Source organism: Candidatus Sysuiplasma jiujiangense (genome assembly GCA_019721075.1).
In the GTDB taxonomy this organism is placed as follows: Archaea; Thermoplasmatota; Thermoplasmata; order Sysuiplasmatales; family Sysuiplasmataceae; genus Sysuiplasma; species Sysuiplasma jiujiangense.
This window is the reverse complement of the sequence record JAHEAD010000014.1, coordinates 18646-39980: the sequence shown is the minus strand read 5'-3', so window position 1 is coordinate 39980 and position 21335 is coordinate 18646. Positions and strand designations below refer to the sequence as shown.

General features: G+C 50.6%; 17 protein-coding genes. 8 read left to right on the top strand and 9 right to left on the bottom strand.

Annotated features, from left to right (window positions below; all coding sequences use genetic code 11):
• Positions 1-145 precede the first annotated feature (145 nt).
• Positions 146-382 (top strand): DUF3311 domain-containing protein, encoded by a 237-nt coding sequence (locus KIS29_08485; GenBank protein MBX8640356.1) that lies wholly within the window; start codon positions 146-148, stop codon positions 380-382.
• 7 nt (positions 383-389) lie between these two features.
• Positions 390-1898 (top strand): sodium:solute symporter, encoded by a 1509-nt coding sequence (locus KIS29_08480; protein MBX8640355.1) that lies wholly within the window; start codon positions 390-392, stop codon positions 1896-1898.
• A gap of 672 nt (positions 1899-2570) precedes the next feature.
• Here KIS29_08480 and KIS29_08475 read toward each other — a convergent pair.
• Positions 2571-3023 (bottom strand): peroxiredoxin, encoded by a 453-nt coding sequence (locus tag KIS29_08475; GenBank protein MBX8640354.1) that lies wholly within the window; start codon positions 3021-3023, stop codon positions 2571-2573.
• 51 nt (positions 3024-3074) lie between these two features.
• Positions 3075-5492, bottom strand: coding sequence for a M1 family metallopeptidase (locus tag KIS29_08470; GenBank protein ID MBX8640353.1), 2418 nt, complete (start codon positions 5490-5492; stop codon positions 3075-3077).
• 122 nt (positions 5493-5614) lie between these two features.
• Between KIS29_08470 and KIS29_08465 the strand changes: the two genes are divergently transcribed.
• The 3 genes from KIS29_08465 to KIS29_08455 all read left to right on the top strand — a co-directional run bounded on the left by KIS29_08465 (position 5615) and on the right by KIS29_08455 (position 8253).
• Positions 5615-7069: a gamma-glutamyltransferase gene (locus KIS29_08465; GenBank protein ID MBX8640352.1), complete on the top strand. Its 1455-nt coding sequence runs from the start codon at positions 5615-5617 to the stop codon at positions 7067-7069.
• Positions 7070-7230: 161 nt separating this feature from the next.
• A complete protein-coding gene (locus KIS29_08460) occupies positions 7231-7680 on the top strand; it encodes a ferredoxin family protein (GenBank protein ID MBX8640351.1) in 450 nt (149 codons plus the stop codon).
• A 180-nt stretch (positions 7681-7860) separates the two neighbouring features.
• Positions 7861-8253: a hypothetical protein gene (locus KIS29_08455; GenBank protein ID MBX8640350.1), complete on the top strand. Its 393-nt coding sequence runs from the start codon at positions 7861-7863 to the stop codon at positions 8251-8253.
• A 113-nt stretch (positions 8254-8366) separates the two neighbouring features.
• On the opposite strand, the gene KIS29_08450 is transcribed toward KIS29_08455, so the two are convergent.
• Both KIS29_08450 and KIS29_08445 read right to left on the bottom strand, forming a co-directional pair.
• Positions 8367-9923 carry a thiamine pyrophosphate-binding protein gene (locus KIS29_08450; GenBank protein ID MBX8640349.1) on the bottom strand — a complete coding sequence of 519 codons (1557 nt, stop codon included), beginning with the start codon at positions 9921-9923 and terminating at the stop codon, positions 8367-8369.
• Positions 9920-10864: a hydroxyacid dehydrogenase gene (locus KIS29_08445; GenBank protein ID MBX8640348.1), complete on the bottom strand. Its 945-nt coding sequence runs from the start codon at positions 10862-10864 to the stop codon at positions 9920-9922. The genes KIS29_08450 and KIS29_08445 overlap by 4 nt, the downstream gene beginning before the upstream one ends.
• A gap of 128 nt (positions 10865-10992) precedes the next feature.
• On the opposite strand from KIS29_08445, the gene KIS29_08440 reads away from it, so the two are divergent.
• The 3 genes from KIS29_08440 to KIS29_08430 are packed head-to-tail and all read left to right on the top strand — an operon-like array spanning position 10993 to position 14029.
• Entirely contained in the window at positions 10993-11397 is a 405-nt protein-coding gene (locus tag KIS29_08440) for an SCP2 sterol-binding domain-containing protein (GenBank protein MBX8640347.1), read from the top strand.
• 8 nt (positions 11398-11405) lie between these two features.
• Positions 11406-12542, top strand: coding sequence for an iron-containing alcohol dehydrogenase (locus tag KIS29_08435; GenBank protein ID MBX8640346.1), 1137 nt, complete (start codon positions 11406-11408; stop codon positions 12540-12542).
• Complete coding sequence (locus KIS29_08430) at positions 12539-14029, top strand: aldehyde dehydrogenase family protein (protein MBX8640345.1); 1491 nt, start codon at positions 12539-12541, stop codon at positions 14027-14029. Before KIS29_08435 ends, KIS29_08430 begins: the two co-directional genes overlap by 4 nt.
• Positions 14030-14045: 16 nt before the next feature.
• Here the strand turns inward: KIS29_08430 and KIS29_08425 are convergent, their stop codons facing one another.
• The 5 genes from KIS29_08425 to KIS29_08405 all read right to left on the bottom strand — a co-directional run bounded on the left by KIS29_08425 (position 14046) and on the right by KIS29_08405 (position 21087).
• Complete coding sequence (locus KIS29_08425; GenBank protein MBX8640344.1) at positions 14046-14960, bottom strand: MBL fold metallo-hydrolase; 915 nt, start codon at positions 14958-14960, stop codon at positions 14046-14048.
• 103 nt (positions 14961-15063) lie between these two features.
• Complete coding sequence (locus KIS29_08420) at positions 15064-16599, bottom strand: AMP-binding protein (protein MBX8640343.1); 1536 nt, start codon at positions 16597-16599, stop codon at positions 15064-15066.
• On the bottom strand, positions 16596-18263 hold the full coding sequence (locus tag KIS29_08415; protein ID MBX8640342.1) for an acyl-CoA dehydrogenase family protein: 1668 nt from the start codon (positions 18261-18263) through the stop codon (positions 16596-16598). Before KIS29_08415 ends, KIS29_08420 begins: the two co-directional genes overlap by 4 nt.
• A 78-nt stretch (positions 18264-18341) precedes the next feature.
• Positions 18342-18665, bottom strand: a complete 324-nt coding sequence (locus KIS29_08410) for a hypothetical protein (protein MBX8640341.1) — start codon at positions 18663-18665, stop codon at positions 18342-18344.
• Between the two features lie 556 nt (positions 18666-19221).
• On the bottom strand, positions 19222-21087 hold the full coding sequence (locus KIS29_08405) for a hypothetical protein (protein ID MBX8640340.1): 1866 nt from the start codon (positions 21085-21087) through the stop codon (positions 19222-19224).
• Positions 21088-21335: the final 248 nt, after the last annotated feature.

Here is a 21335-nt window from a genome sequence, read left to right as displayed (position 1 = left end):
CCGAGCATCGAGAAAATTTAAGTATGATGTTGCGGATTACTTCCTGGACATTATGGGGGAGCGGCAATAATCGTTTTATTGCGGCGTTTTCGTTATTGGTTGGGAACCGGCATAGGCTGGACTCATGAAGTTATGGTGAAATGAAATGCAGAACGATACAGGTAAACGTGCCCATCGAAACGCGGGAAAGGATGTAGTTGCGGCCATACTGCTGCTTATACCGTTCGTAGTATACTTTGACCTGCCGTATTTTGACGTTGTTCAGCCGACTGTTGCAGGAGTCCCGTTCTATTACTGGTTCCAGACGCTATGGCTTGCGATTTCTGCAATTCTTTTCGTTATTGCTGCATTCATCATAGACAGCAACGGGAAGGTGAACTGAATTGTCTATGCTTCTGGGATTGCCGGGAATAATCTCGTTTCTCGTTCTCTTTGCGATCTTTGTCATCCTGGGATTCTCAGCGGGCAGATGGAGAAAGGGGGATCTCGGTCTCATAGGCGAGTGGGCACTTGCGGGGAGAAGACTTGGGGCTTACCTTACGTGGTTTCTGATAGGTGCCGACCTCTATACGGCCTATACGTTCGTGGCTGTCCCATCCGGCGTGTTCGCAAAAGGTGCTCTTTTCTTCTTTGCAGTCCCCTACGTAGCCACGACATTTGCCATCGCCATGTTAACCATGCCGAGACTCTGGGCGGAGGCCAAAAAGCACGGGTATGTGACCTCCTCGGATTTTGTGAAAGATAAATTTAAAAGCCCCACCCTTGCAATACTGCTTGCCATAACGGGTATTGTTGCGGAACTTCCCTATATTGCCCTTCAGATTGTCGGAATGAGAGCGGTCCTCACTGTGATGCTGTCCGGACTGGCGGACATTAACACTGTCATCGAAATTTCGCTTGTCCTTTCGTTTATTGTTCTCGCAGTTTTCACATTCGCGACGGGGCTCAGGGGAGCAACACTTACCGCAGTCTTCAAGGATGTCCTTATTTTTATCACCGTAATTGTCATAATAATTGTTGTTCCTCTGAGTTACGGTGGATTTCAGCATGCGTTTGCAGTCAAGAAGTCGTTCCAGTCGCTTCCAGCTGTCGACGGTTCCGCATACTGGACGCTGTGGCTGGGCAGTGCGCTCGCGCTTTTCCTTTACCCTCATGCAATAAACGGGTCCCTAAGCTCTTCTGATCAGAAGAAGCTGAGGAGGAGCACTGCACTGCTTCCGATTTACGGAATCGGGCTGGCATTACTGGCGCTTTTCGGTGTGCTCGTATATGCCGTGGGCCCTGCAATGTCTTACCTGGACACTATCTCTCCTGCTTCCAGAGGTATACTCGTTGTCCCTGCGCTGATTGTATACACAATGCCGAGCTGGTTTGCAGGCATAGCGCTTCTGGGCATATTCATAGGCGGCCTTGTCCCTGCGGCAATAATGGCAATTGCACAGGCGAATCTCTTCGTCAGAAATATTGTCAAGGAATTCTGGCCAAAGATGCCCGCAAGAACTGAGGCATCACTCGCAAAATGGATGTCTGCCGTTTTCAAGTTTATCGCACTTGGATTTGTCTTCATTGTGCCGGCGACTTATGCTATCCAGCTGCAATTGCTCGGTGGCGTCATCATACTCCAGATCCTTCCGGCTGTTTTCCTGGCGCTGTTCATTAAGAGGCTGAACAAACATTCTCTTATCGCCGGCTGGGCGGTTGGAATGTTCGTCGGAATATATCTTGTCGAAGTGGCTAACAAATTCGGTCCTCTGGCCACGAGCTTCTTCAAATCGTCGTACGGACTGCTTTACATCGGACTCTTGTCTGTGACGATCAATGTAATCATATCGCTTGCCGGAAGCGCAATCGCCGGGGCAGCCGGCGTCAAAACGCCAGCGGCTGCCGAGGAAGCGTGAAACACCAGATCCGAAGCGCAACCGAACGGGGTGTGGACTGCCATAGTGAATGGACTTCTTTCTCCCCCCCCCGGCGGTTCCGCAAGAATTCTCGAAGGACGGCTGCAGCCTTGCGTTGGTGTCTGAAGAGTTGCATAGGTTTATTTAATGAAGTTGGTTATTTTCAAATAGTCCTTTGAAAGGAAAAAAGCGGAAGTGAGGAAAATGTGCAAATTCTGCAGCGACGAAAAGTGTCAGTGTGACTGTCTTTATCCGGAAAGGATAAGAAAGGAACTGAGAAACGCATATTCGCAGAACCAGATTGACCTGGATAAGTGTGTAATAACCTGCATTAAATGCAGGCATGTAATTATCTATACTGTTCCCGCAATGCATCAGCAGAGCGCAGCCGCCGTGCCGTCAACCTCGTAATGAATGCCACCCCTCCCGCAGAATTTCACCGCCTCAGATTCCTGGGACATTTCGACCTCTGTCAGACAAGTTGCCTGCAGTTGCCTGCAATAGAGTATTCTGCCTTCCGCAACTGATTGAGTCCGGCATTTCGCACACAATTTCCCTGATGCATGTCCCCGTTGCACACTGCTCCGCTCAGCGTAAAGGCACATTGTGTGGACTCAGCTGGATGACAAAAACAGGAGATGCACGCGCATGTCTTCTCAGAGACAATGGACATCATCTGCTTCCGTTTACCGCTTCCAGCGCGCTGGCGACGTGCCCTCTGATGTCTGTAAGTGATTCAAACACATGCTGAATTTTACCTTCGCCCGAAATGACAAATGTAACCCTCCCCGGAATGATGCCGAATGTTTTCCCTATTCCGAAACTCCGGGCAACAGATCTGTCGGCGTCTGTGAGCAGCCTGAACGGCAGTTTGTTTGAACCTTTGAACCTCCTGTGTCTCTCCCCATTGTCTGAGCTGACGCCAACTACTTGATAGCCCATGGATGCGAATGAATCGTAGCTGTCTCTGAATCCGCAGGCTTCGGCCGTGCAGCCTGCAGTGAAATCCCTGGGATAGAAATAAAGGACGATCGGTCCCTTTCGCAATTCTTCATAAAGTGCGAACAATTTACCTTCTTCATCAGCCAGTTTGAAGTCTGGAGCAGTTTCCCCGATTTTCAGCATATCTCATCCTCCTGATGCGCCGCCCGGTTGCGGCGGCCAGTACAACATCTATTATGCAGCATTCCCTATATCATCAAGCTTCTTTATCAGGCTCAGGTTAATGTCAAGTTGCTCCAGTCCCTTTCTCGCAGCTCTGGTTGCCTCGGCTATGCTCTTTTGTGCAAAGTACTGCCTCACGTCTTCCGGATCGACTATGCCGCAGCCGCTTATGATGTATTCAATCATCGGAGCGATGAGGCCGGTCCCGGAATAAGCCTGTATCAGTTTTCCATCATTGGACCTGAACCATTTCCAGAGTACCCTCCTTGCGTCCGGATTTCGGCTGCAGCTGATTATGACATATGGAACGTGCCCGATATTGAGATCGCCAGTGAACGACAGTTCAAGTGCCTTCATTACGGCAGATTCGTCCCTGAATGAAGCAAGGGATATGGTGATCTTTGTGGCATCCTGATCTGTTTTTGAATCCTTCAGCGCACGAATCAGTTTATTCAAACCTGAGGCACCGTAAGTTCTGGCGTAGGCTACAGCAACCGCCTGCTTCAGTTCCGGTTTCAGATTATTCCAGCCACTGAATCGCTGAGAGAGATCGGCTGCAAATTTGTCGTCAGTCATTACCAGTCCGTCACACAGATTTTCCCTGAGCACCGTCAGACTCCTGTCCTCATTTCCTCTTCCCTCAATACCAATCCTTTCCAGATGCAGGTGACAGAATTTATTGTATCTTGCGCTGACTGGATTGGGGCCGGGCAGAAGAGTGCAGAGTGTCTTGAGCTGAGAGTTAATCTCATTTACAACAAGGTAGTTGTCATCCTCCGAAAGCAGGTCTGCAAAGCTGAAATAGAGTTTTTCGCTTATTCTGCCTGCAGCAAGGAAAGCAAAAAGATCAGAAATGATTCCCCATCGGGCATGCGGATTCATCTTCCGAACTTTCTTGTAAATCGAAGAATAGATGTCATCATCGTATTCCACCCTGAAGTATCCGGATCTGGACTCATTGATAAGAAAGTCCGATGGATCGCCGACGGCAATATGGATGCTCTTCCTGTCAAACAGAATTCTCCCTTCACCACCTGTAGATTTGTAGGTAATTGGAATGGGCCATCTGTCTTTGCTTGCACTTTCCTTAAATGTGAACCTCCTTTGTTCGAGCGTGACACCCTTCTTATCGGATTTCACGCTGATTACCGGATAGCCGGGCTTGGTAATCCATGCTTTCATTATTGTATCAATTCTCATTCCGGATGCATCCCTCAGCGCATTCCAGAAATCATGGCTGGATGCGTTGGAATACCGGAATTTTCTCAGGTACTTGTTAACACCCTTCCTGAACGTTCTGTCTCCAACGTACATGTCTATCATCCTCAGCACACTGCCGCCCTTTCCGTAACTTATTTCGTCAAAAATCTGGCTGATCTCTTCAGGTTCCCTGACTTTAACATCTATCGGATGGGTGCTCCTCAGCGAGTCGCCCTGCATAGAAGGGCCTGTGTCGAAAAGAAGGAAATCGGACCAGACATTCCATTCAGGATACAGTTTGTCCGTAATCTTATAGCTCATGTAGGTTGCGAAACTCTCATTCAGCCAGAGATCATTCCACCACTTCATTGTAACCAGGTTCCCGAACCACTGGTGCGCTATCTCGTGGGCTATCACGGATGCAGCCTGTCTCTTGTTGGATTCGCTTGTCGATCTGTCGACATACAGCAGATTCTCTCTGAACGTGATGCTTCCCCAGTTTTCCATCGCTCCAACCGAGTATTCGGGTATGCCTATCAGGTGAAGTTTATCCAGAGGGTATGCGATGCCGTAGTAATCTTCATATTCGCGGAGGCATTTGACAGCCGTGTCGATTGCGAATTTCCCTTTGCCCTTCTGCCCTGGAACGGAAGCGACGATCACTTCTTTTCCATCTGATTTGTGTCTTTGTTCTTCGAATTTGCCGATGCCCAGGTAAAGCAGGTAGGTCGACATTCTGGGGGTATCTGAAAAGAGATATTCGGTCTTCTTCCCCCTGGCATGCCTTCCGATTACCGCCATGTTTGAAATGACCGAAAGCCCGCGATCCACCTTAACCTTCAGCCTGAATACGGATTTGAAGGTGGGATTGTCAAAGCACGGGATGAATGATCTCGCACCTGTCGGTTCGAATTGTGTCGTAAGTATATATCCCCCTTTATATCTTGAACGGTAAAAGCCCTGAAGAGATCCTTCTTTCGCCTTTCCGGCGAACCTGACGCTAAATCTGAATTTCTTGTGCTTTCCGCAATAGATCAGCAGTTTACGACTCGACGCTACCAGCTTCCATCCCAGCTTTTTTCCCGCCGTAGCAACTTCATATATTTCGAGCCCTTCGGAGTCCAGGGCTATGTTTCCTGCAACTTCCTCTGCATGGATCTCAACAGATCCGGTGTAGTTTTGCTTGCTGAAATCTATATCGAGCTCAATGTTGTATCGCGAAACATTCATAGCCCGTCACCATAAATTGCATATTTAGAGGTTGTTAAGCTTGTTAATACTGCATAAACGTATTACTTTTAAGTCATGAGGTAAACGTTATTTACGCAGAAAACAATCATGCGGCGTCTGATATGAACGAATATTCCGTGGCATCCTGCCACCCTCTGGCAACAAGGGCAGGCATCGAAGTCCTTGAGGAAGGAGGTAATGCGTTTGATGCCGTTCTGGCTGTAAGCGCGGCACTTACCGTTGTCCAGCCTCACTTGAACGGCCTCGGCGGCGATTTTTTTGCGGTAACTGACGATTCCGGCGTGATGACTGTAAACGGCAGTGGATATGCAGCGGACCTCGCCTCATCCGAGTTCTTTAGAGAAAAGGGCTATGGCGAAATACCGAAATTCGGACCGCACGCAGCTTTTGTGGTGCCGGGAATGGTTTCTGCCTGGGCTCTCCTGGAGCGACATGCGTCGATGAGGCTACCGATCCTTTTCAGGAGGGCGGTTCAGTACGCGAGAGATGGCTTCAGGGTCCAGAAGAGTCTTTCGAGTTCCGTGTCGAGAGCACCCTATAATGACGATGACTGGATGCGGATATATCATGGTATCCGCGAAAATTCCATTCTGAGACAGGTTGAACTTGCAGACACCCTGGAATCGATATCAAAGGATTCCGGGCATTCCTTTTATCACGGCGAGATCGCAAAAAGGATAGAGGAGGACATGATTGCAAAAGGGGGCCTGATGAGGTTCGCGGATCTTGATGAATACGGAGCTGAGTGGAAGGAGCCGTTGAGCACGCGATACCGTGGTTATTCCGTTTACACCACACCTCCCAATAGTCAGGGTGCGACGCTGATCTTCTGGATGAATATGCTTAATCGGATCAAACTGGATCCTCCCGGAACAGAGGGCTATTATTCCGCAATGATGGAGACGATGAAGAAGGCGTACGATTACAGGGCAAGATTCATCGGCGACCCTTCGCATGTCAAACTCCCGTCAAGGGTGCTCATGCCGGATTTCGACTATGCGCCTCTTGAAAACCTGTCTGCTGGGCCAGACTCACTTTCAGACACCACTGCATTCTCCGTTTATGACGGAAGCGCCGGCATCAGTGCAATACAGAGCAATTACATGGGGTTCGGCTCGGGTTTTAATGTTCATGGCACCGGAATAAATCTGAGCAACCGCGGCTCCTATTTCAGTCTTGACAAAGGGCATCATAATTGTGTGGCTCCGCGGAGGAAGACATTCCATACGCTGATGGCTACGGTGTGCAGGGGTCCGGGCAGAATCTACCTTAGTTCAATGGGCGGAGATATTCAGCCTCAGACAAACATGCAGATTCTATCAAGGGTGATCGATTTCGATGAGGATATCCAGGAGGCTATCTCGGCCCCCCGGTTCTGCTATCCGGCTTCCATTTACGGAGGCGCAAGGCTGATCTCGGAGAGGGGCCTCAAACTTCCACAGTCGGAAAGTGTTGAGTATGGCAGCGGTCTTATGGGTCATGCTCAGGGAATATTCGCCGGCGATTCAGTTTCAAGCGGATTTGATCCGCGTGGCGATGCCTTTGAACAATATTGACGCACTTCATATTTCAGATGCAGGCGGACTGTGCAGCTAATTCAACTTAGTCATTTTCCGTGCAGTATTTCAGGCCAACACTCTGTCTGCCGCATATTCGCTTAAGCGCAATATTAATATGTCATTGCTTTTTACTAAACGCGCAAATAGAGGTTATCTGAATGGTAGAACTCGAAAGCCTGGATTACAAACCTAAGCCAATAGATGAAAACTTCCTGAACGACCAGGAGCACTATCCAGTCACGGGTACGCACAAGACCTATGCGGGAACCGATCATGAGGTTCGTGCGGAAGGAATGCAGCGTACCGATTCAGAAGGAAAGCCCTATCCGACCAAGCTCGGTATACACGGAACCAATGTAGCAGTCGACTGGGAAGCCTGCATAGCGGACGGAGAATGCATGGATGTCTGCCCGGTAACCCTCTACGAATGGTTCCTTAATCAGGGACAGATGGGCGTCAATAACGACAAGAAGATTTCGGATGACAAGGAAAACTATGCAAAATACAGGACCGACAAATGTGATCCCGTGAGAGAGAAGGAATGCGTCTACTGCATGGCGTGCGTGCCTGTCTGCCCGACGAGCGCGATAAAGATCACTGAAGGGTGATGTGTAAGTCGTCGCGTCACTTGGCGAAATACCTCCGTACTGATTTGCATTGACTGAAAACTTGCTGAAGCGCTGTGGACCGCATTTGCGGAAAGCGGGTTTTTCGCCAGGGCTTGCAAAATGCCAATCTTTTAATAACTTGGCAAGGTAGTCGTCCTTGAATATCTGGAGGAAGAAACGATGCCCATTTTTAAAAAGCAGAAAACATACGGAAAGCAGATGGATGTCAATGCGCTTACACAGACTGTTGCCAGCCATCTTCAGCAGGAAAAATGGAAAGTCCAGCAACGGGTAGAAGGCAACAGGGGAGTAATACAGGCTCAGAAGGCCGGCATCCTCAGGGATATGATCGCGGCGGACAGGGCACTGACCTTCACATTCGAACAGGTTCCTGCAGGAACATCAATGAACGTCGGTGTGGGAAAGTGGGTGCGAAATCTCGGCGTGATGGCTGTTGAAACGCTCTTTCTGTCGAGCATATTCCTCCCCCTTGACATTTCCGAAATGCTCTGGACAGATCATGTGGAAAAGGGAGTAATTGCGGAAATTGACGGCATCATCAATTCAATGTAATTTTTTAAGCCATACATTCCATTGAGTCAGGTGATGTCCTGGATCCGGAGTTCAGGCCATTTCGCTGTCAACACCCACTTCATTGGGTCACACAAAACAACCCGGTCTGCAGTTCAGAAAATATTCCGCACTTCCCTGTCCATCTCAACGTTAAGGAGGGATGGCCCTTCCTCGTCCCTCAGCCAGGCAAGTTTTTTGTCCAGTTCTTCTGGCCCCGAAACGCTGTCGGCCTCTACGCCGAAACACCCAGCAAGGAGTTCAAAATCCATGCCGTCCGGCGATAGAAAGTCTATGCCGGTAAGAGACTCATGATAGGCCTTCGAATAACTGCGCAGTATGCCGTAGCCGTGGTTGTTCAGGACTATTATTTTTACCGGTATGCTGTATTTTTTCAGCGTCCATAATGACTGCGGCGCATACATGAGAGATCCGTCGCCGACGGTTAGTGTGGTATCTTTTCTCCGCATACCCACGCCAATAGAAGCAGCGATCCCCCATCCCAGCTGCTGGCTCCGCGAGGAAAAGTAACTGTCCTTTCCCCTGAAGAATCCCATTTCTCTTACAAGCGGGGAATAGGAGACGGATTCGTCAACCAGTGTATGGCCGGGAAAGGTCCGTCTTACGGCGTCGATTACGAACTCCCCTCCCATCACAGATGATGTCTTCGCAATTCTGTTGGCCATTGAATAATCTTTCCTTGGGGCGTACCTGCCCTCCTTCCTCTCTATTTTCGGGATTAATTCCGAAAGTATGCTTCTGATGCTGCCCATCAGATATGTTGACGGAATCCTGCCGGCGACTGAAGGGTCGGAACCCAGATAGATGATGTTCTTGTCGCCGAGGAGCGGGGAGGACATATAAGGATACAGTATGAAATCCGCACCGGCCAGGATTATGGTGTCATATTCAGAAAGCGCAACATCTATGGCTGTGGTAGCCGGCAGCAGATTCCCTGCAAACTGTCCGTTCGAATTTACGGGGGACCTGGAACAGAGGGGTTCGGCGTAAATGGGGGCGCCCAGCCTTTCAGCAAGCATGGCAAGCTCTCCAAAAGCGTCAAAAACATCTACCTCGTATCCGGCGACAATTGCAGGTTTCTCTGACCTGTTGATTTCATCTGCCACTATTGCAGGATCTCCCGGTGCCTTCATCTCATAACTGATCAGGTCCCCTGCTGCCACACAGTCTTCCTCCATGATGTTCATCGGCAGAGAGACAAATACTGGGCCCGAAGGCGGTGTCAGTGCTGTTATGATTGCATCACGGAATGAGCGCACAGCTTCATCCGCACGCCCGACCTCAATCGCCGATTTGGTCACGGTGGAAACCATGGATACAAGGTCGCCGTAGAGCAGCGGTTCGAATTCCATGTGCCTTGTATCCTGCTGCCCTGCCGTCACGATCAGCGGTGTTCTGTTTCTTCGCGCAGTGTCTATGAAGCCTATGGAATGGCCAAGTCCGGGGGCTGCATGGAGGTTCACAAGCGCAGGTGATCTGTCCACCTGGGAAAGACAGTCCGCCGCTCCCACAGCAATCGCATCATACAGCGTTAGTATGTAGCGCTGTTTCATTGTTTCGATGAATGAAAGTTCGGTAGTTCCAGGATTTCCGAATGACTCACCGATGCCGTTTCTGGACAGGAATTCAGATATTGCCTCTGAGGCTCTCATTGCTCCACTCCATAGAGCGGCTTCTTCCCCTGAATGTATCTCAGCACGTTGGATATTGTTTCTGCCAGTATTCTCTGCTGCGCCTCCATCGTCACACCTGCGTTGTGCGGTGTGAAAACTGTTTCCTCCTCCCTGAACAGTCCCGATGAGAAGTCCGGGGGTTCCTGTGGGTATACGTCCAGGGCAGCCCTTATCTTTCCTGCCTTGAGGTACCTGATCAGTGCATCGTAATCTATGAGTTCCGCTCTCGCCGTGTTGATTATGATGGCACCGTCCTTCATGTGATTCAGAGAATCGGCAGAAATTATTCCCCTTGTGCCGGCATTGAGAGGGAGGTGAAGTGTTATTATGTCGGCATTCTGCAGCAGTTCCCCGAGCTCAACACGTACAGCTCCGAGCCTCCTCTCCTCCTGTCCGTCGAGCGGAACGATGTCGTAATAGACTGTCGATACCTCGAAGGGAACAAGGCATGAAGAGACCTCCCTTCCGATTCTTCCCATTCCTACTATGCCGAAGATCTTGCCTGCCAGATCGAATGAGCCAGAAATAACTGGCCAGTCGCCGTTCCGGATTAACATGTCCTGCCTTTTCAGATCCCTGAGCAGAACGAGTGCACACATTATCACATGTTCTGCAACGCTCTTCGAATTTGCTCCCTGAATATTGGAGACTGCGATACCTCTCTGCCTGCAGGACTGGAGATCGATGTTGTTGTAACCGGTGCTTGCAACCTGTATGAATCTGACAGATTTCAGTCTCCCGATTACGTCTTTTCCCACAGGCGTGAAGGCTGTAACAACGAGAACTTCAACCGTTTCCAATGCTTCAGTTTCGACTGCATCGAAGTCCGTTTCGATCCTGATTTCAGGAAGGAGTGCAGAGACGCTGCGCCGTATGTCATTCACAGGCAAAAAAGAAGGCAGGACTGCAAGTATCTGCATGCCACATCAATGCTGGAGGCGGCTTAAATCTCTTTCCGGGAAGCAACCGGTGCAGGCACGGTCTACGGCAGGCATGACCTATGTGATTCAGAATAACCTGTTTATACCGTAAATCCTATTGCATGCTTATGCCTAAATTTCCGAGCAGGGAATGGGTGGATGCATATGCAGAAAAACTGAATTCAAATGCCAGTTACAGGGATGCCGGAAAGACATGGGAAGGCGACATAATTTTCGTCGTCGAAAAAGACGGCAGTTTTCCGAGAAATTCATACATCTATCTTGATCTGTATCATGGAGAGTGCAGGAAGCATGGATATTTCGAGGATGAGGCCTCATTGCCGGGTTCAGAATTCAGGTACAGGGGTCCGTACGAGAACTGGAAAAAGCTGATCAACAGGCAGATTGATCCCATCCAGGGCATACTGACAGGGAAGTTCAAGCTTGAGGGACCAATGATGAAGGTTATGCGGTACAGCAGGGCAGCAAAGGAAATGGTCAATACTGCTACGATGGTGGATACGGAATTCTGAGGTCTGCAATGTGGTTTTTCCGCTCCCCCCAGATTGCATACGGCGAAGATGCACTCACATACCTTTCAACTATCGATATCGCCAGGGCTGTTATCGTTGTTGACAGGAATCTGATGCAGACGCAGCTGCCTGCGAAGGTCGTCTCCGCGCTTCCGGCTGAGTCGAAACATATTTTCGTGGGGGACATACCGGAGGAACCCACCTTCAGCCAGATGAACAGACATTCGGATAAGATACGGTCCTTCGCTCCGGACTGGTTCATAGCGCTCGGAGGCGGATCGACAATTGACACCGCGAAGGTGCTCTTCGCGCTCTATGAGCGACCCGACATCAGTTTTTACGACATAACCCCTCTGGTTCATCTGGAGCTCAGGAAAAGGAGCAGGCTGATCGCTATACCCACGACCAGCGGTACAGGTTCAGACTGCAGCTGGGCAGCAGTTGTCACTGAGTCCGGGGAGAAGCGCAAGAACGAACTCGCCTCGCCCGAGATACTGCCGGATATCTCAATACTCGATCCGGAGATGGTAGTTTCGCTTCCGCCGGAGCAGACAAGAAATACGGCAGTGGATGCAGTTACACATGCTGTCGAGGCGCATGTGAGCACATGGCAGAATCCATATTCAGACGCACTCGCGGAAAAGTCGTTCCAGATGCTGACCGGATTTCTGCCCGAAGTTATTAAAAAGCCTTCGGATCTGCATTTGAGGGGGATGGTCCATGTGGCCGCATCCATGGCCGGACTCGCATTTTCGAACTCGCAGATAGGGCTTGCACATGCGCTGGGGCACGCACTTGGCGCCAGATACCATGTCGCGCACGGCAAGGCTGTTGGACTGTTTCTCCCTTATGTCGTAAACTTCAACTATGGGGTGCAAAGGGAGAAGTACGACTGGCTCAACCGGCTAATGCCTGTCCGCCACAGGAGAGCGCGGCTGGACGAATCGCTGATTTCGTTCTTTTCCGAAATAGGGCAGCCGATCTCCCTGGACGGGATGGGAATCGATGCTGATGATTACGTTGCCGGAATTGACGGAATGGCGGACATGGCCATGGAGTCGACGGGAATTACAACAAATCCGAGGGACGCGGATTCGGCTCAGCTCAAGGAATTCTTCCGGCAGGCTCTGGAGGGGAAGGCATGAGCCTGCCTGCGTACGGAAATTTCATCGGGGGACAATGGGATTTCGACGGAGAGCAGTCACTCATATACAGCCCGGTTGACGGTTCTCCGCTTGCCACTGCCGTCATGGCTGATGTGCGGAAGGCCGGTGAGGCCGTCGACTCTGCCGCCGAATCGTTCCACAGGGTCTGGCGCAGAACACCGCCGAAAAGAAGGAGAGAGCTGATTCTGAAACTGGCAGAACGGATGCAGTCGAGGGCCGATGAGTACGCAAGGCTTGAATCGCTGAACACCGGAAAGGTTTTCAGGCAGAGTCTTCTGATGGATATCCCGCTTGCGATTGAACACATGCGCTATTTTTCCGGTGTGAAGTTTAATTTTTCAAGGAGGATTGCGCACCCTGAATATCCCGGCACCAGGGGCGTTGTTCAGCATGCGCCGATGGGTGTCGTTGCTGCAATAGCTCCATGGAACGTGCCGCTGCTGATGGCTGTCTGGAAGGTAGCACCGGCCCTTCTTGCCGGCAACACGGTTGTTCTCAAGCCCTCGCACTACACTCCTCTGACCGCCTTCGAGCTGGCGAAGGACGCCAATGCTGCCGGCATGCCGCCCGGAGTGCTCAATGTCATTACCGGAGAGGGGAGCGTGGTTGGAGATACCCTTGCACGAAACGGAAAGGTCAATATGCTAAGCTTCACAGGCTCGACCTCCACGGGAAAAAAGATTCTAGCAAGTGCGTCTTCCGCAATTAAAAAGACGACGCTGGAGCTCGGCGGGAAGTCACCGAACATCGTCTTTGAGGATGCGGATCTGGAGAGGGCGGCAAAGGGTGTTGTCTTCGGCATCTACCTCAACTCCGGCCAGCTCTGCGAATCAGGGAGCAGGCTGCTTGTGCAGAGGGGAATAAAGAACGAATTTGTTGAGAGGATCAGGGGAATGCTTGCTCATATGAAACCTGGAAATCCTTTGGATATGCCGACAGACATAAGTGCCATAACCACTCTGGAACAGAAGAACAAGATCGAGGGAATGGTTGAAAGAGCGCTGCGGGACGGCGCAAACGTGCTTTTCAGGAAAGAGCTTGGAAAACTTGTTCCTGAAGGCGGCTTCTATTATCCGCCTCTGCTCCTGTCCGGTGTCACACCCGGGATGGAACTAGGGCGCGAGGAGGTGTTCGGCCCGGTGCTTTCCGTCACCGAGTTCGACAGCGAGAGGGATGCCGTGGAAACAGCGAATAATACAGTCTACGGGCTTGCATCCGGCGTCTGGACAAGAGACATCAGTAAGGCTCTGCGTGTCGGAAAGCAGATAGATGCGGGAACTGTATGGATAAATGACTATCATCTCCTCTCTGCCGCTGCGCCCAGGGGCGGATTCAAGGAAAGCGGGGTGGGAAGGGAGCTTGGGCATGAGGGTATACTTGAATACACACAGACCAGGCATCTTTTTGTCAACAGCGGAAGCGGCGCAATAGAAGATATCGCGTACGGACTGGTTGTTCCGGAATAGTTTTTCCGGGTGCATCTCAGCGGGAAGTGCCGGATGCGTCGGATGGCGGCTGTTTTGCCGTCCTCTCATACTGGAGGAATCCGGACACGTGCATATTGAACATGTGCCAGTCCAGTGTGTTGTCTCTTACCCAGTCATAATTTTTCACTGAGCGGAGTATTGTTTCTGCAGCGGTATCCTGACTGTCACTCTCCTTCAGGTTTCCGAGCAGTTCATGCCAGTCTGAATATGTTTCCACATTCATGCCTATGAAATGCTCCGGATCCGGCACCGGTTCGAAATGCGGAATGAGCAGGACGTCGGGTCCGAGGCTTTCGAATTTCCTCAGGGTATCCATCTCCATGTCCAGCCTGAATGAAGGCAGGGGGCTCGCCGGCCAGAGTGAATTTTTTTCCCTCACGTACATTCCAACAGCATCGCCGGTGAACAATGCACCTGTTTCTTCCGCCCATACGGAAAGATGGTAGGGGGAATGTCCGGGAGTATACAGTATTCTGAGCGGCATGTCCCCTATCTTGAATACCTGACCGTCTGCTGCTTCGATTATCCTTCCTGCGGGCACGGAAGGCATCCCGCCCCACGCCTCAAACAACGGACCGAGAATGGATGAAGATGAAGCTATGAGTTTGGACGGATCCGTAAGATGCCTGGCCGCACCCCTGTATACGATCAGCTTCGACTGCGGATAGGCGCCCAGGAGCGAGGCGGAGGCGCCTGCATGATCCAGATGTATGTGCGAAACAATGAGGTACTTCACCTCACTGGGGCTGATGCCGTTGGCACCCAGCGCTTCCGTGATTGCCTGAGCCCCGGAATTCGGTCCCGGCTCGAAAATAGCCCACTCACCGTCGTTTTCCACCAGATAGATGGAAGTGGTGGGTGGAACACCGACTGTCGAAAGATAATATATGCCGTCAGCAACTTTCTGCATAATTGCAACAGTTCCCAATGTCTATTTGAATTCATGGAAACCTGCGGGGGTTCGCAGGCACTTCCTGCCCTGCGCCAGTGGTCTTCTGCACCCGCCTGTCCGCTCATTCAGCAGGCTTGTTGCGCATTGCGGTATTCTTCAATTCCCTCTTGTCGATTTTTCCGGTGCCTGTCACAGGAAACTGGTCTGTGAAAATGAACCTGTCGGGAATCCACCATTTCACAATTCTGTCAGGAACCATGGCGTTCAGATGCTCCGCAATATCGCCTGCAGAAGGCGCTGTACCCTTCTTCGGTATTATAAAGCAGACAGGCCTCTCTCCCCATTTTTCATCGGGTATGCCGACAACGGCGCACGATGCGACCGCTCCATGAGTGGAAACAAGTGCCTCAACTGACGAGGAGGGTATCCATTCACCGCCGCTTTTTATCATATCCCCCACCCTGTCGACTATGACGAGTCTCCCGAATGCATCTATGAAACCTATGTCTCCTGTTCGGAAGTATCCGTTCACGTAAGCCATCTGCGTTCTGCCCGGGTCGTTCATATACCCTTCCGGAAGCCAGGGTGCCGAAAAATATATTTCGCCGTAATCCGAGTTGTCAAGCTTTCTGATATCCACTCTTGCGAACGGTGCTATTGTGACAGATCTCCTCAGCCTATCCTCTATAGCCTCAGGCGATTCGCCCTTCTCTCTGCTGCTCGCCCTGCCAATGCCCGCGACGAGTCCGTCGGAAAAACCGTATATGGATGCAAACTCCATGCCGGCCTTCAGTATTCTGTCACTGAGACCCTGCGGTATTGTGGAGCCGCCGAGCAGTATCTTCCTGCCCTTCAGTACTCCGTTTCTGTCGCTTTCCAGGAGGAAATGAATCATAGTGGGGACGCAGTTGAACCAGGTAACATTCTCCTCTCCAATCTTTTTGAGCACAGAAGCGGGGTCGAATCTGCCGTCGAGTATGATCCTGGTTCCGAGCAGAGGCGCGATGTACGCGCTCCCCCATCCGAACAGGTGGTAGAGAGGTATCAGATCAAAAATCACGTCCTCCGATCGCAACGTTGCCGGCCCCTCCACTGAGGCCAGCAGATGCGACATCGCCATTATTGTAAGAACTATGTTCCTGTGCGGATAGAGGATTTTCTTGGGTGGACCGGTAGTCCCGGAAGTCAGAACAATTACAGCCCCCGAATTTTCGGATACATGCGAGAAGCCTGAATCGTCAGTGCCTGCGCTTATATTGTCATATATCCATTTCCCATCCGTTTCCAAAATACGTGCTGGCGCTTCGTCCAGGTCCAGATTTTTTGAAAGTTCCCTGTTTACAAAGACAATCCGCGGATCGAGTTCCTTCAGCACCGAACGTATTGTACTGGATGGCAGCATCGGGTTGATCGGTGCGAACACGAGACCGTTTGCCGGAACGCACGTGTGCATGAGGAAATTGTCAAGCGTGTTGAAGTCTATGCTGGCGACCACATCGCCGTCATTCAGCTTTTCAAACAGCGCATGCCTCCTGAAGCCGCAAGCAAGCGCGTACGCCTCTGCGTAGGGCACCTCCATTCCTCTGAACACTATTTTTTCATCAGGCCGATCGGTCACTGTCTTGTGCCATACCGAGGGTATCGTCAGATTGTTCATTTCTTATTACCTCTTTTCATATTATCGCCTCTCTGAAGCATCCAGTTGAGCGTTTCCCCCCTGGCCAGTATTTCGGGCCGGAGGACTTCGCCCTTTTCCACATGCCTAATGGAATATATTTCCGCTGCAGTTCTGAGTTCGGCGGATCCGGACCTTTCTGCAACGGCAGTGAGGTGGACTGCGGCAGTAATGTGGCCAAGCCTTCCAATGATGTCCTTTCCATAAAATTCCGGTTTGTCGGATTGAAGCAATGACACCACATCCCGTCTTGTTTCCCTGATCCGGTTTAAGATGCGATCCCTCAGTTCGCTGTCATGAAAAACGTCAGCCAGGGCAAAGAGGTCTGAAAAGAGGCGCTCGTGGGTATGTTTCCTGCTCAGGATTTCCAGCAGATCTAGTGCCTGTATGTTGCTTGTTCCCTCCCAGATGGATGTGACGATTGCATCCCTGTGGAACTTTTCCATCGGAAATTCAGCGAAAAAACCTTTTCCTCCTATGACCTCCAGCATGTATCTCGTTATCTCGGACCCGGTCTCAGATGCCATGTTTTTTGCAATGTGCGAGAGCATTCTTGCATAGTGATATGTGTCATCGTACGGCGGCCTGGATTCTATTGCAAGGGAGAAATTTCGCGCCGCAAGCAGCGAAAGGATGAGCGCTCCTTCAAGATCCGATTCCATCTCAAGGAAATCCCTTTTGAGGAGCGGATGCTCGATGATTGCCTTCCCGAACGCCTTCCGCTTTGCCGCGTAAAGATACGCTTCCCAGAGTGCCTTCCTTGCCATTCCAACCGCGGCCAGGGCATCATCGATCCTTGATATTGTCAGCAATTCCAGCGCCTGGTAAATCCCGTTCTTTGTGTCTCCGAGCAGATATGCCTCTGAACTCTCCAGCTCCACCTCTCCGGTGGGGACTGCCACTGTTCCGAGTTTGTCCTTCAGGCGCCTGATCCTGTAGTTGCTTTTTCCGTCCCTCCTGAGCGCAGGGACAAAGAATATGGAAATGCCCTTTGCGCCGGACGGCGCACCGGCGATGCGAGCAGTAACGATTGAACCGTCGGCAATGCCTGCATTGCTTGCGAAATATTTGTCACTGCCGTTTACTTCCCACTTTCCGTTCCTGTTCTCGGCCGCGGTACTGTTGCTGCCAAGATCGCTGCCTCCCTGTATTTCTGAATAGTACGTGGCACCATACCAGGGGTTATCAGGCTCAAGGAATTTCGGAAGAAAGGATTCTCTTGTTCCGTCGTCAGCATATTTCCACAATGCGTAGGCGGTCTGTGCGGTGAGCGTAAGGGTGCAGAAGATGCCTGAATCTGATATAAGGTAGCCTGAAACAAAGTGGTACATCAGGTTCCTGCTGCTGAAAATCTTCCGGACCGTGCCGAATTCCTGCAATTTCTGCAGTATTCTGTAATGGTCCTTTGAGAGCCAGACGCCGTCCATCCTTCCTTCAAGGAGATCCCACGTTTTCAGTATCGGCCTGGCATAATGATCGATATAGGTTGCGCTTTCTATGAGCTCAGTTGAAATGTAGCGCCCCATTTCCCTCATGTCATTGTCTGGCCCGAAATCCAGGTGTTCAAGCATTAAATTCAGAGGCAAATCATCCGTGCAGTAATTCACCCCGTAACTCAGAAATATTTTCGAGAAGTCGAATCTCATGAAACTCTGATTCTATGAACATTATTAGAATGTTGTCTGAAATAATGAGTTGCGTATTTCCCGCACGGGCGGAAGACCTCAGACTCCTTTCATTTCGGCAAGACAATTCGGTTCGTCGAAGGTTATGGCATCATCGGTCGCCAGGTGGTAGATTCCCTTTTCGAGCATCTCTGATGAAGAGCTGCGGAGCAGCCGCATGGCGGCATTGGAAATGCCGGACCCGAAGCTGACTCTCGCAATACACAGGTGCCTGAGGTCCGCCGCCGGCAAGCCCTTACTCACCATGAGGTTTATCGTGAGATTCAGTTTTCTGACAAAAATCAAAATCGTCATTGCATCGGTGAGTTCCAGCGGATATTCAAAATCCGCTCGGGTATCACTGCGTGCGTTTGCCCTCTTCACTGCTTCTCCGATTTTCTAATTCTCATTGTCTTCAGCATACCTTAGCGCGTCGTTGCATACATTGATGACCAAAGACGCTCCCATGGAGATCACTTCTTACCTGACGGCACGTAACCGGTCAATCTGCGTCTCAGTCTGATTCAGACTGCCTTTTCCTTGCACAAAACCCTTCGGTTCAGTCCAACTTCGCCAGCCTCTGAAATTGATCCGACTTTTTGTTTAAGGCGGCGCTATGCTTTACCGAAACCGCCAACCATATCGGCACTCTGCTGGACGGAAAAATTTTCAGCGATTCTCGAGACCAACGCGACCATCTCCTTCTTTGGCATGGTCTCATCATCGGTGTATTGGGGTGGAATCATGATACCTGCGCTTCATGTTGCAACAGCGCTGAAACAGGAATCCTCGAACGCTCCCGCACCAGTAACATCCAATCACCTGGAAGTACGAATATCTCCCTGCCTCTGTGGAGGCTGTGGAAATGTTCGCTTTTTTCCCTGTGAGACTGTTGATGGATGACACCGGCAGCATAGGTGAGTATGAAGCTGCACCGGTGCTATTTAATTCGGCCCAGGAAGAATGAACCGATGTTGAGTGTGTTCTTTCCGGCAGTATACTGGATTTTGTCCCTTGTCTGTGTATCGCATATCCCGCGGACGGCGAGAAAATTGTTCTTCGTGTCGGTGGAAAATTCAATGACTCCATCCATGATGCTGCTTATTATCTGCAAATCCTGTTCCGACATGATGCCCCTTTCTATGCTGTAGACGCCGATACACCTGTCCTTCCTCCTGTGCGCAACAAACTGCCTCAGCAATGCGAAAATATTCTTTATGTCGTGGTTCGCGCTCAGACTCGACACGGATCTGAATACCAGCCTGTATCCTTTGTCCTTTGCAAGTGCGTCGATCGATGCAATGTGGCTGTTTGTCATGTCGCCTATGCTTTCTACGTTGCTGGTGTCATCCAGGTATGCAGTATTTTCAGAAACGGAGGTATCCCCTACGATCCTTGAATAGGCGTCGATATAGAAAACAAGGCCTTTCTTCTCATACTCCGTGTAGTTGTTCAGAAGGAGGGACATTTCCTCCCTTATTTCGTCTATTGTCCTGTCTGTGGTGATCCAGACAAGTGGAACGCCTTCGCTCAGACCCTGGGCTGCAAAAGCGTCGATTGCTATCTCCTTTCCGATGAATGATGGCCCATATACTATCACCTGTGAGCCAACCGGTATGCCTCCCATCAGGAGATCGTCAAGCCTCTGAATGCCGGTCTTTGCCTTTGGATGGTTTTCATCCGGAGCGGAAGGACTCTCAAAAGTCCCGATTTCGCCATCGATGAAATCACTCTCTCCTATCCTCACCTGTCCCTCCTGTTCGGAAAGCTTCCTTTCCAGCGATTTGAGTCTTTCTTCCTTCTCCTCTATCTGTCTGGTAAGTTCTGTTATCGTTTTCCTCAGTTCAGACTTTTCGGCTTCGCTAAAAAGCTTATTCCTGGCATCCGACTGCCGGAGCTCCTCCTGCATCATTTCTTCCCTCCGCTGAATGTCGGACTCCTTCTTCCTTATTTCCTCACCCAGAGTGCGCAGTTTATCCTCAAGTCTGCTTATGCTCTCTCCCCTGCTCTTCACCTCGTTCCTCAGTTCCCTAATTGTTCTGTCAGCCTCCCTGAGTCTTGCCTCGAAGTCCTGTGTTGCCCTTGCAAGTTCCTCTTCAGCTTTCGGCTGCAGCTGCTTCTCTGCTGCAGGCGGAGGTGCGGACTTCTGCGGTAAGGAAGGCAGGAATGCATGATATAGGAATGATGCGAGCAGTGTGTTTGTTATTTTTTCGAGATATGCGGCCTTGAACTCCATCAATCCCGAATTCAGCAGTTCAAATCTCTGTCCTACCGAGAGGAGTGAATAATCCTTCCTGTACCGCTGTAACGCACTGTTCTTAAACGGAATACCCAGCTGGACCGAGAATTGTTCCAGGTCTTCAGTCCTGAAAACCGGGATCACCCCTTCCGGGTAGTAAATGGCGATAAGCTTCTTGGCGATCAGCTTGTCGCCTCCAAAGCCCGGTATGACCCCCCAGTTCTGATCAATCTTGAATGAAACACTCCTCTTGTCGGAAACAAGAACCGTGAGCAGCACTTTCAGGAAGTCAAATCGTCTTACCGCTTCAGAAAAGATGACCTTTTCATACCCGGACAGCTGGCCTACCATGCCGGTTCTTTCTGTCAGCCAGTCAAAAAAGCGATCGTCGGCATTCCTGTCATAAAGATCGTTTGGAGCTATCGTTCTCAGAAGCTCCGGCTTCTCTTTGAAAGGGTATCTGGCAAGAAAATCCCTGATCTGACCAGCGGCGACGGTGTCCTTCTCAATATTTTCCTGCCTTGCAGCAAATTCAAGTGCTTTTGCCGCTATTTCCTTCTTCTCCATGCGAATCAGAAATGCCGCATTGATATTTTAACGCATCATGCTGATTATTCAACAGGATAACATGGAGTGCCGCAGATGCTTTCACAGTATGGTGGCTGCGCGTTGCCTGGACAGGCGCAATTGAGACCATATGTGCCGGATTACACAAGTCAGGAGCTGTCAACATGTAATGCGAATGCCGTGACCGACACCTGCGCTGCTGTGGGTATCACTAATTCACGTGCTGATCCGCAACTTCACAGCCATTT